The sequence below is a fragment of the Aerococcus sp. HMSC10H05 genome, from assembly GCF_001806975.1.
Taxonomy (GTDB): Bacteria; Bacillota; Bacilli; order Lactobacillales; family Aerococcaceae; genus Aerococcus; species Aerococcus viridans_B.
In genome coordinates this window covers 21,555-36,830 of sequence record NZ_KV786967.1, presented here as the reverse complement: position 1 = coordinate 36,830, position 15,276 = coordinate 21,555, and the positions used below count along the sequence as shown (strand labels likewise).

The following is a 15,276-nucleotide window of genomic DNA, read 5'->3' as shown; positions in this document are numbered from 1 at the left end:
GAAAGAAGGAAAACAAGTATGTCTCTATCAGTAAATCTACCGAATTTAACAATTGGTGTTGATGCTTTTGATGCAATCGATGAATATTGTAGTCAATATGGTAAAACTGTTGCGATTTTAGGTGGTGAAAAAGCCTTAGCAGCTAGCAAAGAACATTTAGGAGCTGCCTTAGAAAAATCATCATTAGAAGTAGTCATTGAACAAGTTTACGGTAAAGAAGCGTCTTATACCAACGTTGAGAAAATGAAAGCCATCAAAGAAGTACAAGATGCAGATATGATTTTTGCAGTTGGTGGGGGACGTGCAATCGATGCAATTAAGGTAGTAGCACGTGACTTAGACAAACCTTTATTCACTATTCCAACCATAGCCTCTGTATCTGCACCAACATCAGCTGTTTGTGTCATGTATCATGATAATCATGAAATGGCCGGTTTAGCTTATCGTAAAGCACCAGCTAATCATACCTTCATCGATACACAAATTATTGCTGAAGCACCTGTAGAGTACTTATGGGCAGGTATTGGTGACTGTATGTCTAAAGAAGTAGAGACAAGTTTTTCTTCTCGTGGTCGAGACCTAAGCTTTGAGAACCGTTTAGGGGTTAATATTGTTAAAGGTACAAATGACAAATTAATGGCTGTCGGTGCCGAAGCTTTAGAAGCTGTTCGTAACAAAGAAACAAACCAAGCCTTAGAAGATGTTGTACTTGAAATTATCGGGGCTTCAGCATATGCGTCAGTATTAGTGGAAAATGATATCAACTCAAACATGGCACATGCTTACTACTATGGCTATACCGTCTTACCACAAGCCCATGAACATTTACATGGTGAAGTAGTTTCTTATGGTATCTTATTGTTACTAACAATGGACCAGCAATTTGAATATCGTGATCGCATGAAAGCTTTCATGGAATCAATAAAATTACCAACTAAGTTAGCTGATCAAGGCGTAACAACCCAAGAAGATATTGACAAATTAGTTGATAAAGCAATGACTATGGATGACTTAACCTACTCTCCGTATACAATTACCCGTGAGAAGTTCGAACAAGCTATTAGAGATGTTGAAGCCTTAGCTTAATCCAATTTTCCTCCTTAGAACATACGATTAAAATAAATAACCAACATCCTAATATGAGATTAATTATTTTGATAACGAGTTGTGACTAGTATCACAGCTCGTTTTGTTTTATCATAAAGTTGGAAGCGCATTCTATAAACCATATTAAAGGAGGCTACATATGAAAATTGAACATATTGCATTATGGGTTGAAGACCTGGAACTTATTAAAAGTTTTTATGAGAAATATTTTGAAGCCAAAGCTGGAGACCTGTACCACAATCCAAAAACTCGTTTTTCATCATATTTTTTAACTTTTGATGAAGGTAGTCGACTAGAATTGACCAATAAGAAGCATTTAAGCCCTCATATTGCCGATGCTTTAGGTTATGGCCACCTAGCTATAGCAGTAGGGGACAAAGAGGCTGTAGACGCTAAAACCGCTCAATTAGTTGCCGATGGTTTCCCACTATTATCTGGCCCAAGAACAACTGGAGATGGCTATTATGAGTCCGTCATACAAGATCCAGAAGGAAATCTCATTGAAATTACAACCAATTAAATAAAAAAACCATTTCACCAAAAAGCGAAATGGTTTTTTTATTAGCATTAGTCTGCTGTAGTAAATGGAATTAAAGCCATAATACGAGCGCGTTTAATTCCAGCTGTTAAAGTACGTTGGTGTTTTGCACATGTACCAGTTACACGACGAGGTAAGATTTTACCTTTTTCAGAAATATAACGTTTTAATAAATCTGTGTCTTTGTAATCTACATGATCAATGTGGTTAGCGCAGAAGAAACATACTTTTTTACGTCTACGACCACCGCGGCGTTGTGCTGCCATATTTTTTACCTCCCTTACTTATACCATTAGAATGGTAAGTCATCATCGGTAACATTGATTGAACCAGAACCATCGTTAGCTGACGGGAATGGATTATCGTTACCATTGTTAAATGAAGAGGAGTTTTGATTAAAGCTGTTTCCACCAAACGGATCAGCATTTTGATTGTTATAACTGTTATTGTTTGCGTTATTGTTATTAAATCCGCCAAAACCGCTATTATTATCAGAGGTAGGGCGACTTTCAGTAACTGATTTTGGTTCTAATAAACTAAAGTTATCTACCAAAATCTCAGTAACGTATACACGTTGTCCTTGGTTATTCTCGTAATTTCGAGTTTGAATGCTACCTTCAACACCTACTAATGAACCTTTACGGGTAAATCGTGCAAAATTCTCTGCAGCTTTACGCCATATAACACAGTTAATAAAATCTGTCTCACGTTCACCTTGGGCATTTTTAAAGTTTCTTTCAACAGCAATGCTAAAAGAACCAACAGCAACACCACTTTGCGTATAACGCACATCGACGTCACGAGTTAAACGGCCGACCAGTACAACATTATTAATCATGAAATAACTCCTCTCTCACGAAATATGTATTGTTTATTAGTCTTCGATTTTAGTAATCATATGACGTAAGATATTGTCATTGATTTTAGCAAGACGGTCGAATTCATTGATTCCTTCCGCATCGTCAGCTTCTATATCAACTAAGTGGTAGATACCTTCTTTATAATCATTGATTTCATATGCAAGACGACGTTTTGCCCAGTCTTTAGATTCATTAATTGTTACACCGTTTGAAGTTAAGATTTGATCGAATTGTTCAACCAAAGCTTTTTTAGACGCTTCTTCCATATCAGGACGAATAATGTATAAAACTTCGTATTTAGTAGTGTTTTCACTCATCAGACTTTTGCACCTCCTTTTGGTCTATTGGCTCTCAACATTCTTGAGAACAAGGAGAGTATATTCATACTCACAATAAGATATATTATCAAATCATTCAATATAAATCAAGTAATACCTATAATTTGAAATGGTTATTTTTATCCTACCTCAAGTAAAAAAGGATTTGTAGCGTCTCTACTACAAATCCTTTTTCTATATGGTTTATTACTATATTATTCTTCTGATTCTTCATGATCTGGTAATGCATCATCAGCAAATTCTTGCATACGAGCAATCATTTCGTCAGATGGATCAGCTAATGATTGCTCATTCATTGTAGTTTCATTTTCTACTGGTGTTACGCCTAATGCTTCTTCAACTGCTTCCACTTTAGCAATTGCTGAAACATGTGAATCTTCAGCTAAACGTATTAAACGCACACCTTGTGTTGCACGACCTGTTTGCGAAATATTTTTCGCATGGAAACGAATAGCTACACCTTGATTGGTCATTAACATGATATCTTCATCACCTGATACAGTCGTTAAACCAACTAAGACGCCATTTTTCTCAGTTACATTAATGGTCTTAACGCCTTTACCACCACGATTCTTAATACCATATTCACTAGCTGGTGTTTGTTTACCATAACCTTTTTCAGTAACGACTAAAACATTATCATCTGGTCCAAGTACAGACATACCAACCACTTGGTCGCCGTCATTTAAACGAATACCGCGGACACCTGTGGCTGTACGTCCCATACTACGTACATTTGTTTCTTGGAAACTAACAGCATAACCATCTTGTGAAGCGATAATAATGTTGTCATCTCCACTTGTTAAGACTACTTTAACTAGTTCATCACCTTCAGCTAATTTCAAGGCAATTAAACCGTTGTTTCGAATATTGAAGTAATCACTAGCATTGGTACGTTTAACGGTACCATTTTTCGTAACGAATAATAAGTGTTCTTTCACTTCTTCTTCTTCAATAGGGGTTACATTAATCATCGCTTGGACAGTTTCATCTTGTTGTAGATTTAGTAGGTTTACAACTGGAATTCCTTTGGCAGCACGACCAAACTCTGGAATTTCATATCCTTTAGATTGGAACACACGTCCAGTATTGGTGAAGAATAATACAGAATCATGGGTTGAGGTTGATAGCATGGTTTCAACGAAATCATCGTCATTCATACTCATTCCTTTAACACCTGTCCCCCCACGATTTTGTGCTCTAAATTCTACATCATCAATACGTTTGATATAACCATTTTGAGTTAGGGTGACAATCACATTACTTTCTTCAATTAGGTCTTCATCATCAATATTGTGGATTTCTCCAACCATCAATTCGGTACGACGTTCATCACCAAATTTATTTTCTATTTCTACTAATTCATCATAAATAATTTGATAACGCATCGTTTCTGATGCTAGTACCTGATTTAAGTAATCAATTTGTGCCATTAATTCAGCATGCTCTTTATCAATTTTCTCACGTTCTAAACCAGTTAGACGAACTAAACGCATGTCTAAAATAGCTTGTGATTGTTTATCTGATAATTTGTAATCTTCAATAAAGCGTGCTTTCGCTTCATCACCTGAACGTGATGTACGTAATATATTCACGATTTCGTCGATATAGTCTAAGGCAATTTGTAAACCTTCTAGGATATGGGCACGCGCTTCAGCTTTGTTTTTCTCAAAGATCGAACGACGACGAATGATTTCTTCTTGATGTAGTAGATAATTCTGCAAGATTTCTTTCAAGCTTAATGTGTGGGGGACACCATTTACGATGGCCACCATGTTAATCCCGAAGTTAGTTTGTAATTGTGTGTATTTATATAAATTATTAACGATTACAGATGCACTTGCATCTTTTCGACATTCAATTACGACACGCATACCTTCACGGCCTGATTCATCTCGGACAGCAGTAATACCTTCAACACGCTTATCTCGGGCTAATTCAGCAATACGTTCAACCAATTTGGCCTTATTTACCATATATGGAATTTCATGGACGATAATACGTTCTTTACCAGAAGACAAGGTTTCAATATCTAATTTAGCACGGACAATGATTGACCCTTTCCCTGTCTCATAAGCCTTACGGATACCTGATTTTCCAATTACAATACCACCAGTTGGGAAGTCTGGACCTGGTAAAGCTTCCATTAACTCATTGGTTGTAGCATCAGCATTTTGCATTAAGATTTTAATAGCACTGATAACTTCACTTAGATTATGCGTTGGAATATTTGTTGTCATCCCAACAGCAATACCAGTTGTTCCATTAACCAAAAGGTTAGGGAAACGAGATGGTAATACCTCTGGTTCCCTTTCTTCACCATCGTAGTTAGGAATAAAATCAACGGTATCTTTATTCATATCCCGAACCATTTCGTGGGCAATCTTACTCATTCTTGCCTCTGTATAACGCATGGCTGCTGCTTGGTCACCATCGACTGAACCGAAGTTTCCATGGCCATCAACTAGCATATAGCGATAAGAGAAGTCTTGAGCCATACGAACCATTGATTCATAGATAGCCAAATCCCCATGTGGATGGTATTTACCCATTACATCTCCGACAATACGGGCTGATTTTTTAAAGGGTTTATCTGATGTTACCCCTAATTCATTCATCCCATAAAGGATACGACGGTGAACAGGTTTTAAACCATCACGGACATCCGGAAGGGCACGAGCCACAATAACAGACATGGCATAATCAAGAAATGACGTACGCATCTCTTGAGATATCTCACGTTGTGGAAATTGTTCTTTTATTTCTTCACTCATGAAACATTTCCCTCCTTAATTATAAATCGATGTTAGCGTAGGTAGCATTCTCTTCGATGAAGTCACGTCTTGGTTCAACGTGGTCACCCATCAACATATTAATGATTTTGTCTGCTTCTACTGCATCCTCTACGTTTACTTGTAATAATGTTCTGTTTCTTGGGTCCATTGTTGTTTCCCAAAGCTGTTCAGCATCCATCTCACCTAAACCTTTATAGCGTTGAATAGCTGGTTTTGGTGTAGCTGGAATTGTTTGTAGGTAGTCTTCTAATTGTTTATCCGTATCTAGATAGACAACTTTCTTCCCTTGACGGACTTGGTATAAAGGTGGCACCGCAATATAAACATAGCCTGCATCCAATATTGGACGCATATAGCGGTAAATCAAAGTTAATAGTAGGGCACGAATATGCGCACCATCGACATCAGCATCGGTCATGATAACCAATTTATGATATCGTGCTTTGGTAATATCAAACTCATTTTGCCAACCTGTACCCATTGCAGTAAATAGTGAACGAATTTCCTCGTTAGCTAAAATTCTGTCCATCGAAGCTTTCTCTACGTTCAATATTTTACCTCGAATTGGCAGAATTGCTTGGAAATGACGAGAACGACCTTGCTTAGCAGAGCCTCCGGCAGAGTTCCCTTCAACAATAAATAATTCAGATTCTTCTGGATTACGACTTGAGCAGTCTGCTAGTTTACCTGGTAAGTTAGAAATCTCTAAACCTGATTTCTTACGGGTCATTTCACGCGCACGTTTAGCCGCTAGACGTGCCTTAGATGCGACAGTTCCTTTATCGACAATACGACGAGCAATTTGCGGATTTTCCAGTAAGAACGTTTCAAAAAGCGTCGCAAATAAATTATCGGTAATCGTCCGAACTTCAGAGTTACCTAATTTAATTTTAGTTTGACCTTCAAATTGAGGATCTGGGTGGCGGATAGATACTATTAATGTAATCCCTTCACGTACATCTTCACCAGTTAAATTATCTTCATTTTCTTTAATGAGTTTTTGTGAACGAGCGTAGTTATTAATTACACGTGTAAGAGCAGTCTTAGCGCCTGATTCATGCGTACCACCTTCAAAAGTGTGGATATTATTCGCAAAACTTAAGATATTTGAGTGGAAGCCATCTGTATATTGTAAAGCTACCTCAACTTCAATCCCATCTTGTTCATCTTCAAAATAAATCGGTTCTTCAAACAAAACATCTTTATCTTGATTCATATATTCAATATACTCTTTAATACCACCTTCATAGTGGTAAGAAACTGTTTCTGCTTCCTCTGATCTGGCATCTGTTAATGAAATACGTAGACCTTTATTCAAGAATGCCAACTCACGAACGCGACGATTTAAGACATCAAATTCAAATACTGTTGAATCTGTAAAAATCTCTGCATCTGGTTTAAAATGTACAACTGTACCGTGGGTATCTGTTTCACCTGTTTGTTCAACATCTGATACAATAGCCCCTTGACGAAATTCTTGGTGGTATATAAGACCATTTTTATGGACATAAACATGTAGCCATTCGGAAAGGGCGTTTACGACAGATGCCCCAACCCCATGAAGACCACCGGATACTTTATAACCGCCTCCACCGAATTTACCTCCGGCATGTAGGACGGTAAAAACAGTTTCTACCGCTGGACGTCCAGTATTCGCTTGAATATCAACAGGAATCCCACGTCCATCATCTACTACTGTAATGGAATTATCTTTTTCAATCGTTACTTGTATGTGACCTGCAAATCCGGCCAAGGCCTCATCAATTGAGTTATCTACAATTTCCCATACTAAATGGTGTAAACCACTTGCAGATGTAGAACCAACATACATTCCTGGTCGCTTACGTACAGCTTCAAGTCCTTCTAATACTTGAATTTGACTAGCATCATAATCTTTTGCTAGTTCATTTTTCTTAGCAATTTTTTCTTCCTCAGAAACAAGATCTGTTGGATGAAGCACTTCTTCATTCGTAAACATTTCGTTTTCTTCGTTTGCCATTTTCCCACTCCTATTTCGTGAATTATTCCATCTCAATAGCGCCATGGGACTTTAGGCTACGCCTCACCCGCATGTTCACTTATTCCGCTATCGCACCTGCATCAATATTGAAAACGCTTGGTTCTTCAATGAATTCTCTTTGAATACCATCTAAACTTGTTGTTGTTAAAAAGGTTTGGACTTTTGACTGTATAGATTTTAGTAAATGCGTTTGGCGTTCATTATCTAATTCACTCAGGACATCATCCAATAATAAGATAGGATATTCGCCTAGTATTTCATGCATACATTCAATTTCTGCTAATTTCATACTCAATACAGTCGTTCGCTGTTGGCCCTGCGAACCAAATTTTTGTACATCTCGTCCATTCACCTTAAAGGTTAAATCATCTCTATGTGGACCAACTAAAGTAACGCCTCTAGCTAATTCATGGTCTTTTTTCTCTTTATATTTAAGCATTAATTGTTGGTAGATGACATCTTCAGTCATGTCTAAGGTCAGTTCAATTGGCCCTCTGTAAGCTAGGGTGAGTTCTTCAAGTCCATGCGAAATGGTTGAATGAATTGGTTTAGCCCACGATTCCAATTGATTTACAAAACGTAAACGTTGATAAATGACATGAGTGGCTGATGTTGCTAACTGTTCAGTTAAAATATCTAAATATATTTGGTCTTGGGTTTCTTTATATAATAGTTGTTTAAGATAAGCATTTCGCTGCTTCAATAATCGATTATATTGGACTGATTCATACAAATATTTAGGACTCATTTGTCCAAGCTCCATATCAATAAACTTTCGTCTAAACTGTGGGGCTCCTTTAATCAGTTCTAAATCCTCTGGCGCAAAAAGAACAACATTCAATTTGCCTATATAATCGCTCATTCGGTTTTGGTTCAAGTGGTTTACTTTTGCATGTTTTCCAGATTTGGTAATGGTCAACGTCAATGGTAATTCTGGATTCGTTTTTGTTGATATACTACCTTCAATCCGTGCAAATTCTTGTTGCCAACGAATCGTATCTTTTTCATTGACTGTACGATGACTTCTTGCAAGTGACATCATGTAGATGGCTTCCAATAGAGAGGTTTTCCCCTGAGCGTTCTCGCCTATAAAAACGTTCACCCCTGGAGAAAAACTAACAGCTAAATCAGCATAATTCCTAAAGTCTTTTAATTTGATGTCATTCAGCTGCATGACCATCACCATGCGTTTCATGGCTTTTGATGATAAATTCACCTTCATCAGGTATCAAAACTACCATATCTGGATATAGTTTCCGTCCGCGACGATTTTCTATTTCACCATCTACAACAACATCATTTTCCTGTAGATACCATTTCGCTTCACCACCAGTACCTATAGCACCAGAAATTTTCAATAATTGACTCAATGTAATGTATGCTGTTTCAATATTTACGATTTCAGCCATCATTTCACCCCGCATTCATGCCCTAGATTCAGTCTTCACATAAAATAAATCGTCTCTTCTTGCCTTTTTAGGACTCAGCTAGTGATCCTTAGCAGATTCAACGATTTCACTTTTATTAATACAGTTTAATTATACGCTAATTTGCCGTATTAAGCAAATAAACGCCCTGTATTAAAAATTAACATTTTAGATAGGGAAATACCTACAATCTTATTTAAAGGGCTTAAAAGTCAAAAATTGGCACATTTATATATATAGATAGAAAAAAAGGACCAAAACCAATAAATGATTTTGATCCTTTTATCAATCAAGAAATTAACCTCTTGGTGTACGAATAGGTGTAATCAGTTGGACAAAATTGAAATTATCAATTTGATCACTTGGTAATAGGGTAAATGGATGTGAAGATGATTGGAAACCAATTTGAACATTTTGTTGACCAAATGATTTTAATGCTTCACGCAAGTAATCTGGGTTAAAAGAAATTTCTAAAGCTTCACCTTCTGCTTTAACTACATTAATTTCTTCTTCTACATTCCCCACCTCAGCAGATTGACTTGAAAGTATAATATCTTGGTCTGAGATGTTTAATCGTACAACATTATTTTTACCTTCATGGCTTAAAATTAAAGCACGTTCAACAGCATTCACTAATTCACTTGCAGATACCTCAATAATTGTAGCGTGGTCATTTGGTAATAAGCGATCAGTATTTGGATAATTCCCTTCTAGTAAGCGAGAGTATAAGTAAATATTACGCGCTTTGAATAATACTTGATTATCAGTCACCATCATTTCAATATCTTCATTACTATCTACAATACGAATCAACTCTTGTAGTGAGCGACCTGGAATATTGATATCTAATACCGTATCACCAGCTGATTCAGGCATGGTTAATGGCATGATACGTTGACTTAAACGATGTGAGTCAGTAGCTACAGCTTTTAGTTCACCATTACCAATTTCAAAATGAATCCCTGTAAAAATAGGGCGTATTTCTTGGTTAGATACAGAAATAATTGTTTGGTTCACGACTTGTTTGAAAGTATCTGTTGGTAAAATATAAGTTTGTTTTGCATCAATCTCAGGTAAGCGCGGATATTCGCTACCGTTAATCCCATTTAATGTAAATGATGCTCGGTCAGATGTAATTTCTGTTTGGAAATTATCTACTACTTCTAAATTCATCATATCAGAAGGTAATTTTTTAACAATTTCACCTAAGAAACGAGAAGGTAAGACAATATCACCTGTTGATTCAATTTTTAATTTATTATCATCGTCTTTCGCATCAATAAATGCTTCAATTGAAATTGTTGCATCAGAACCAGTTAAATAAAGACCTTCTTCTTTAACTGAGATTTTAACACCTGTTAAAACAGGGATAGTTGTTCTTGAACTAATAGCTCTTTGAACATCGGTCAAATTATGAATAAAAACGGAACGATTAATAGAGAATTTCATCTGGACACTCCTTGTATATATATTAATTATGTATAAAAAATAGTAATAGTAATAGGTCTTGTTAATCCTGTTGATAACTTAAAAGAAGCTTGTTAAAATGTATTTTTCCACATGTGTATAACCTGTGGAAAAAACAGAGAGGTTATGAACAATTATCCACAACCTCTTTTTCTTATCTATATTTTAGCATAAGTCTTTTCATTAATAGACTAAGATGATGTAGATAAGCTATTATTTTTCTAATAAACGACGAATACTGTCAACATCACGTTCTAATTCACTTTTTTCGTCAATATCTTTTTTTATCTTATCGTAAGCATGAAGTACTGTTGTATGGTCTTTCCCACCAAATTCTTGACCAATTTTTGGCAAGGAAGCATCAGTTAATTCTCTACTTAGATACATGGCAATTTGTCGTGGTATAACAATTTGTCGTACTCTTTTCTTACCTTTAAGATCAGAAACTTGTAAGTTAAAGTATTGTGCCACTGTCTCCAAGATATTTGGAATGGTTGGAGAATTACTTTTCACATTACTCTTATAATTTCTCAAGGCTTTAGCAGCTGTATTAGGCGTTAAGTCTTCCTGATTCATGACTGCAAAGGCTTGTACACTAGTTAGAGCACCTTCTAATTCACGAATATTGGAATCAATTTGTCCAGCAATGTATGAAAGTGTATCATCTGGAATTTGTAAGCCATTGACATTCGCCTTATTACGTAAAATAGCAATTCTTGTTTCTAAATCGGGTGGTGTGATGTCCGTTGATAAGCCTTGCTTAAACCGAGAAACTAATCGATCTTCTAACTCAGGAATCTGACTAGCATCACGGTCACTGGTTAGGACGATGTGTTTATTATTGTTATAAAGCACGTTAAAAGTATGGAAGAATTCTTCCTGAGTAGATTGTTTGTTCCCAATAAACTGAATATCATCCACTAATAACATATCAACTGTTCGATATTCTTGGTGGAATGCGTCTGTAGTGTTCTTTCTAATGGCATTGATAAAGTCATTTGTAAAGGTTTCACTAGAGACGTATTTTATTTTAGCGTTAGGATTTGTCCGTAACACCTCATGACCAATTGCTTGCATCAAGTGGGTTTTACCTAACCCTACGCCACCGAAGAAGAATAGGGGATTATAGTCGCGTCCAGGGCCTTCAGCTACTGCTAATGCAGCTGCGTGAGCCATCTTATTCCCTTCACCGACGACGAAGTTATCAAAGGTATATTTTGGATTTAATAAATCTGAACCGTTGTCTTCAATATTGTCATTATAACCATTTACTTGAATTTGATTCGCAGATTGCGGGCGATCATCTTTTAAACTCACTACTAAGTTGACGTCATGGTTTAAGTATTCAAATAAAACTTGTCGAATTTGTATCGAATAATGTTTTTCAATATGGTCCTTGTGCAGCACTGAAATAGCTTTTAAATACAAGGTATCATTCTCAAAGGCAACTGGATCTAGGTCTTTAATCCAAGTATCAAAACTTGTTTTAGGTAATTCTTCTTTGAAGTATTGGGTGACGTAATCCCATAATTGGTTTAATTCACTCATATATTTCCTAGCTCCTTAGTATACAAAATTTTTACATCAGATATATATATACATATATTCAATTAAAACGAATATATACATTTTGGTAAGCTCATTCATAATATCATGAAAAAAAACAGTTTTCCACAGGAAAATGAGGATGTGTATAAAAATAATCCCAATTTTTGATAATTGTTATCCACACACTGTGAATAAACTTGTTGGTAGTTTATTTTTTTAAAGGACTTGTGTATAATTTAGAAAGAGAAAAAGGCATGAGGCTAGGATTTATTTATAGTTATTAACAATTGTGGAAAAGTTTTGCAAAACTGTGGATTTGTTGAAAAGTCTTTTAAAAAGTTTGGGGATTATTTTATACAAACAAACAATAGTCACAGGATTGTGCAAATTTCGTACACACTTTGTGAATAAAAGTTTACCACTTTTTATTTCACATAGTTTGTGAAAAATCAAAAAGGTGTTTGTGAAAAAAGAGGCGTTTTTTATATTTTTTTAGCAGGGATATTTGTTGTAGTGTAAATGCGTCTTGATAGTCGAAACTTTGAAAAAACCAATATTTGTACAAAAAGTATTGTGATATGGGATATATTATGTTAAAATTTTGATTACGAGTGTGAATTTCATACCTGAAATTGAATTTCGACTTTTTATTGTATATAATATTACAGTCGTTTTATATTAATGAAAAAACGAAAGACTTAATCGCAACAGGAGGTGCAATGAATGAAAAGAACATACCAACCTAAAAAACGTCATCGCCAAAAAGTTCACGGTTTCCGTAAACGTATGAGCACTAAAAACGGTCGTCACGTTTTAGCAGCTCGTCGTAGAAAAGGAAGAAAAGTTATTTCTGCATAAGATCACATAATTATGTGGTCTTTTTTTATTAAGGAGGCGAACTTACGTGCGGAAATCTTATAGAGTGAAGTCTGAAAAAGATTTTGGCAAGGTATTTCATAACGGTCACAGCACTGCAAATCGCCAGTTTGTCATTTATCGATTAGAAAAAGACCAACCGCATTTTCGGATTGGTATCTCTGTTGGTAAGAAAATTGGAAACGCTGTTACTCGTAATGCAGTGAAACGAAAAATTCGACAAAGCATTACCGAACTCAAGGCAGGTATTGATCCGTCTAATGATTTTATCGTCATTGCTCGTAAGCCAGCTGCAGATATGACAACAGCAGAAGTGAAAAAAAGTTTAATTCATGTGCTATCTTTGGCGAAAATTTATCATCCAATAAATGAACATACTAAATAAAGCCATTACCACATGAATAATAGAATTCGTGGAGGATTTGTAAAAATTGAATATTCGAAGTAAAAAAATGTGGAAGATTTTAGTAATCACCATAATGGCTGTTATCTTTCTAGCGGCTTGTGGGACAAGTCCAATCGATGAAAATTCGACTGGTTTATGGGACCGCTACATCGTCTATAACTTTTCACGTATTATTGTGTGGTTATCAGACATTTTTGGTAACTATGGTGTAGGGATTATTGCTTTTACCTTGATCATTCGTATCATTTTAATTCCTTTAACCAAGTATCAAATGCAAAGTACTGAAAAGATGCAAATGATGCAACCTGAGCTAAAAGCTTTGCAAGAAAAATATGCATCTAAGGATCCAGAAACACAGCAAAAATTACAGGAAGAAACAGCCAAGTTAAATGAAAAATACGACTATAATATGTGGTCTGGTTGTTTACCAATGTTGATTCAATTGCCAATCTTGATGGCTTTATACCAGTCAATTTCTAGAACTGAAGTATTAAGTCAAGGGCACTTCTTATGGTTAGAATTAGGTAAACCTGATCAACTATTTATTTTACCAATTATTGCTGCTGTATTAACTTGGTATAATACACGTTTAACAACGATAGGTACACCAAACAGTAATTCATCAATGGCTATGATGCAATGGACAATGCCAGTGATGATTTTATTCATGGGTATAACTTTACCATCAGCGATTTCACTTTACTGGGTAGCTTCAACAGGATTTACAATTCTACAAACACTATTAATGAATAATCCATATAAGAAACGCGATGCTCGTGAAGAACAAATTCGTAAAGAGAAAGAACTAGAACGTCGTTTGGAAAAAGCAAAACGTAATCCAAAGGGTAAGAAGAAATAACAGGAGGTTCTTGTATTGAAAACTGAAAGATTTGAAGCGACTTCAGTCGATGCTGCTGTTGCCAAAGGATTGCAACAACTTCGGTTGTCGCGAGAAGATGTTGAAGTTCAAGTAATTCAAGAAGCCAAAAAAGGATTTCTCGGTTTAGGTGCTAAGGATGCCATTGTTGCTATCCACTATTCTGAACCAGAAGTGGTAGAAATGGATGCAGCAACGGATGATGTATTTTCTAGCTCAACCAAAGAAAACACATCTCAAGTAGCAATATCTGAAGCAATTAATGTTGAAAATGACCGACCAGTTGTTGAAGATGAAGCGATAAGATCTGAAACACCAACAGTAGAAGTTGAAAATAAAGCAAAGGTTGAAGAAGAAGTCATAGAGGATATAGATGCTGATGAAATATCTGAACCTGCTACTACTGAAAATTTATCTGTTGAGGAAGAAAACAACGTTGAAACAACTGAGGTTATACCGGAAACATCGTTAAATGAAGCAGCTGAAGAAACGATTCATGAGGATGAAAGTCTAGAATTCGTTGATGATAACTTCAAAGATGTCGAATTCGTTGCAGAATATCTAATTGATGTGTTGGCTTCTTACTTAGTAGATGCCACTATTGAGGTTGAGGACCGTGGACGTACTGTTGTTTACAATATTCAAACTGAGAAAAAAGGATTGGTAATAGGTAAACACGGTAAAATTATTAATTCATTAGAAACCCTTGCACAAGTCATGACGCATCAACATGTTCGTCCGCACGTAAAAGTAATTGTGAATGTGGGCAATTATCGGGAGCGACGACAAGAAACCTTAGCTAGATTAGCACAAAAAACAGCTGATCAAGTATCCAAATCAAAACAACCTGTTTTCCTAGATCCACTACCAGCTGCCGAACGTAAAATTATTCACGCACAACTTGCTAAATATTCATCTATTTCGACACATTCTGAAGGGAAAGAGCCACATAGATATTTAGTTGTGTCGTATAAAGACTAAAAGAACCGGACATCATTATTGTTGAATAGTGATGTT

At 36.0% G+C, this 15,276-nt stretch carries 15 protein-coding genes; 6 read left to right on the top strand and 9 right to left on the bottom strand.

Annotated features, from left to right (window positions below):
- Positions 1-18 precede the first annotated feature (18 nt).
- Both HMPREF3116_RS03195 and HMPREF3116_RS03190 read left to right on the top strand, forming a co-directional pair.
- Complete coding sequence (locus HMPREF3116_RS03195; RefSeq protein WP_070467758.1) at positions 19-1,086, top strand: iron-containing alcohol dehydrogenase family protein; 1,068 nt, start codon at positions 19-21, stop codon at positions 1,084-1,086.
- A gap of 160 nt (positions 1,087-1,246) precedes the next feature.
- Entirely contained in the window at positions 1,247-1,627 is a 381-nt protein-coding gene (locus tag HMPREF3116_RS03190) for a VOC family protein (RefSeq protein WP_070467757.1), read from the top strand.
- 47 nt (positions 1,628-1,674) lie between these two features.
- Here the strand turns inward: HMPREF3116_RS03190 and rpsR are convergent, their stop codons facing one another.
- The 9 genes from rpsR to dnaA all read right to left on the bottom strand — a co-directional run bounded on the left by rpsR (position 1,675) and on the right by dnaA (position 12,100).
- Positions 1,675-1,911, bottom strand: coding sequence for a 30S ribosomal protein S18 (gene rpsR / locus HMPREF3116_RS03185; protein ID WP_003142905.1), 237 nt, complete (start codon positions 1,909-1,911; stop codon positions 1,675-1,677).
- Positions 1,912-1,937: 26 nt separating this feature from the next.
- Complete coding sequence (ssb, locus tag HMPREF3116_RS03180) at positions 1,938-2,483, bottom strand: single-stranded DNA-binding protein (protein ID WP_070467756.1); 546 nt, start codon at positions 2,481-2,483, stop codon at positions 1,938-1,940.
- Positions 2,484-2,519: 36 nt separating this feature from the next.
- Complete coding sequence (rpsF, locus tag HMPREF3116_RS03175) at positions 2,520-2,822, bottom strand: 30S ribosomal protein S6 (RefSeq protein ID WP_070467755.1); 303 nt, start codon at positions 2,820-2,822, stop codon at positions 2,520-2,522.
- A 215-nt stretch (positions 2,823-3,037) separates the two neighbouring features.
- The gene (gene gyrA / locus HMPREF3116_RS03170; RefSeq protein ID WP_070467754.1) at positions 3,038-5,617 is read right to left on the bottom strand and encodes a DNA gyrase subunit A; all 2,580 of its coding nucleotides are present in this window, start codon (positions 5,615-5,617) and stop codon (positions 3,038-3,040) included.
- A 19-nt stretch (positions 5,618-5,636) separates the two neighbouring features.
- On the bottom strand, positions 5,637-7,616 hold the full coding sequence (gyrB, locus tag HMPREF3116_RS03165) for a DNA topoisomerase (ATP-hydrolyzing) subunit B (RefSeq protein ID WP_070467773.1): 1,980 nt from the start codon (positions 7,614-7,616) through the stop codon (positions 5,637-5,639).
- A gap of 100 nt (positions 7,617-7,716) precedes the next feature.
- Complete coding sequence (recF, locus tag HMPREF3116_RS03160; RefSeq protein WP_070467753.1) at positions 7,717-8,832, bottom strand: DNA replication/repair protein RecF; 1,116 nt, start codon at positions 8,830-8,832, stop codon at positions 7,717-7,719.
- The gene (yaaA, locus tag HMPREF3116_RS03155) at positions 8,819-9,067 is read right to left on the bottom strand and encodes a S4 domain-containing protein YaaA (protein WP_070467752.1); all 249 of its coding nucleotides are present in this window, start codon (positions 9,065-9,067) and stop codon (positions 8,819-8,821) included. The genes recF and yaaA overlap by 14 nt, the downstream gene beginning before the upstream one ends.
- A gap of 315 nt (positions 9,068-9,382) precedes the next feature.
- Complete coding sequence (gene dnaN, locus HMPREF3116_RS03150; RefSeq protein ID WP_070467751.1) at positions 9,383-10,534, bottom strand: DNA polymerase III subunit beta; 1,152 nt, start codon at positions 10,532-10,534, stop codon at positions 9,383-9,385.
- A 231-nt stretch (positions 10,535-10,765) separates the two neighbouring features.
- Positions 10,766-12,100, bottom strand: coding sequence for a chromosomal replication initiator protein DnaA (gene dnaA / locus HMPREF3116_RS03145; RefSeq protein WP_070467750.1), 1,335 nt, complete (start codon positions 12,098-12,100; stop codon positions 10,766-10,768).
- 723 nt (positions 12,101-12,823) lie between these two features.
- Here dnaA and rpmH point away from each other — a divergent pair.
- From rpmH to jag, 4 genes are all read left to right on the top strand, one after another.
- Positions 12,824-12,958, top strand: coding sequence for a 50S ribosomal protein L34 (gene rpmH / locus HMPREF3116_RS03140; protein WP_003142921.1), 135 nt, complete (start codon positions 12,824-12,826; stop codon positions 12,956-12,958).
- A gap of 46 nt (positions 12,959-13,004) precedes the next feature.
- Positions 13,005-13,361: a ribonuclease P protein component gene (gene rnpA / locus HMPREF3116_RS03135; protein ID WP_070467749.1), complete on the top strand. Its 357-nt coding sequence runs from the start codon at positions 13,005-13,007 to the stop codon at positions 13,359-13,361.
- 67 nt (positions 13,362-13,428) lie between these two features.
- The gene (yidC, locus tag HMPREF3116_RS03130) at positions 13,429-14,241 is read left to right on the top strand and encodes a membrane protein insertase YidC (protein WP_210382472.1); all 813 of its coding nucleotides are present in this window, start codon (positions 13,429-13,431) and stop codon (positions 14,239-14,241) included.
- 15 nt (positions 14,242-14,256) lie between these two features.
- Positions 14,257-15,240: an RNA-binding cell elongation regulator Jag/EloR gene (gene jag / locus HMPREF3116_RS03125; RefSeq protein WP_070467748.1), complete on the top strand. Its 984-nt coding sequence runs from the start codon at positions 14,257-14,259 to the stop codon at positions 15,238-15,240.
- Positions 15,241-15,276: the final 36 nt, after the last annotated feature.

Bases quoted from the DNA above. Each gene is read 5' to 3' on its own strand.
- dnaA (WP_070467750.1), bottom strand. From the start codon at position 12,100: ATGAGTGAATTAAACCAATTATGGGATTACGTCACCCAATACTTCAAA.
- gyrB (WP_070467773.1), bottom strand. From the start codon at position 7,616: ATGTTTACGAATGAAGAAGTGCTTCATCCAACAGATCTTGTTTCTGAG.
- HMPREF3116_RS03195 (WP_070467758.1), top strand. From the start codon at position 19: ATGTCTCTATCAGTAAATCTACCGAATTTAACAATTGGTGTTGATGCT.
- gyrA (WP_070467754.1), bottom strand. From the start codon at position 5,617: ATGAGTGAAGAAATAAAAGAACAATTTCCACAACGTGAGATATCTCAA.
- HMPREF3116_RS03190 (WP_070467757.1), top strand. From the start codon at position 1,247: ATGAAAATTGAACATATTGCATTATGGGTTGAAGACCTGGAACTTATT.
- rpsF (WP_070467755.1), bottom strand. From the start codon at position 2,822: ATGAGTGAAAACACTACTAAATACGAAGTTTTATACATTATTCGTCCT.
- rpsR (WP_003142905.1), bottom strand. From the start codon at position 1,911: ATGGCAGCACAACGCCGCGGTGGTCGTAGACGTAAAAAAGTATGTTTC.
- recF (WP_070467753.1), bottom strand. From the start codon at position 8,832: ATGCAGCTGAATGACATCAAATTAAAAGACTTTAGGAATTATGCTGAT.
- yidC (WP_210382472.1), top strand. From the start codon at position 13,429: ATGTGGAAGATTTTAGTAATCACCATAATGGCTGTTATCTTTCTAGCG.
- yaaA (WP_070467752.1), bottom strand. From the start codon at position 9,067: ATGGCTGAAATCGTAAATATTGAAACAGCATACATTACATTGAGTCAA.
- rpmH (WP_003142921.1), top strand. From the start codon at position 12,824: ATGAAAAGAACATACCAACCTAAAAAACGTCATCGCCAAAAAGTTCAC.
- dnaN (WP_070467751.1), bottom strand. From the start codon at position 10,534: ATGAAATTCTCTATTAATCGTTCCGTTTTTATTCATAATTTGACCGAT.
- ssb (WP_070467756.1), bottom strand. From the start codon at position 2,483: ATGATTAATAATGTTGTACTGGTCGGCCGTTTAACTCGTGACGTCGAT.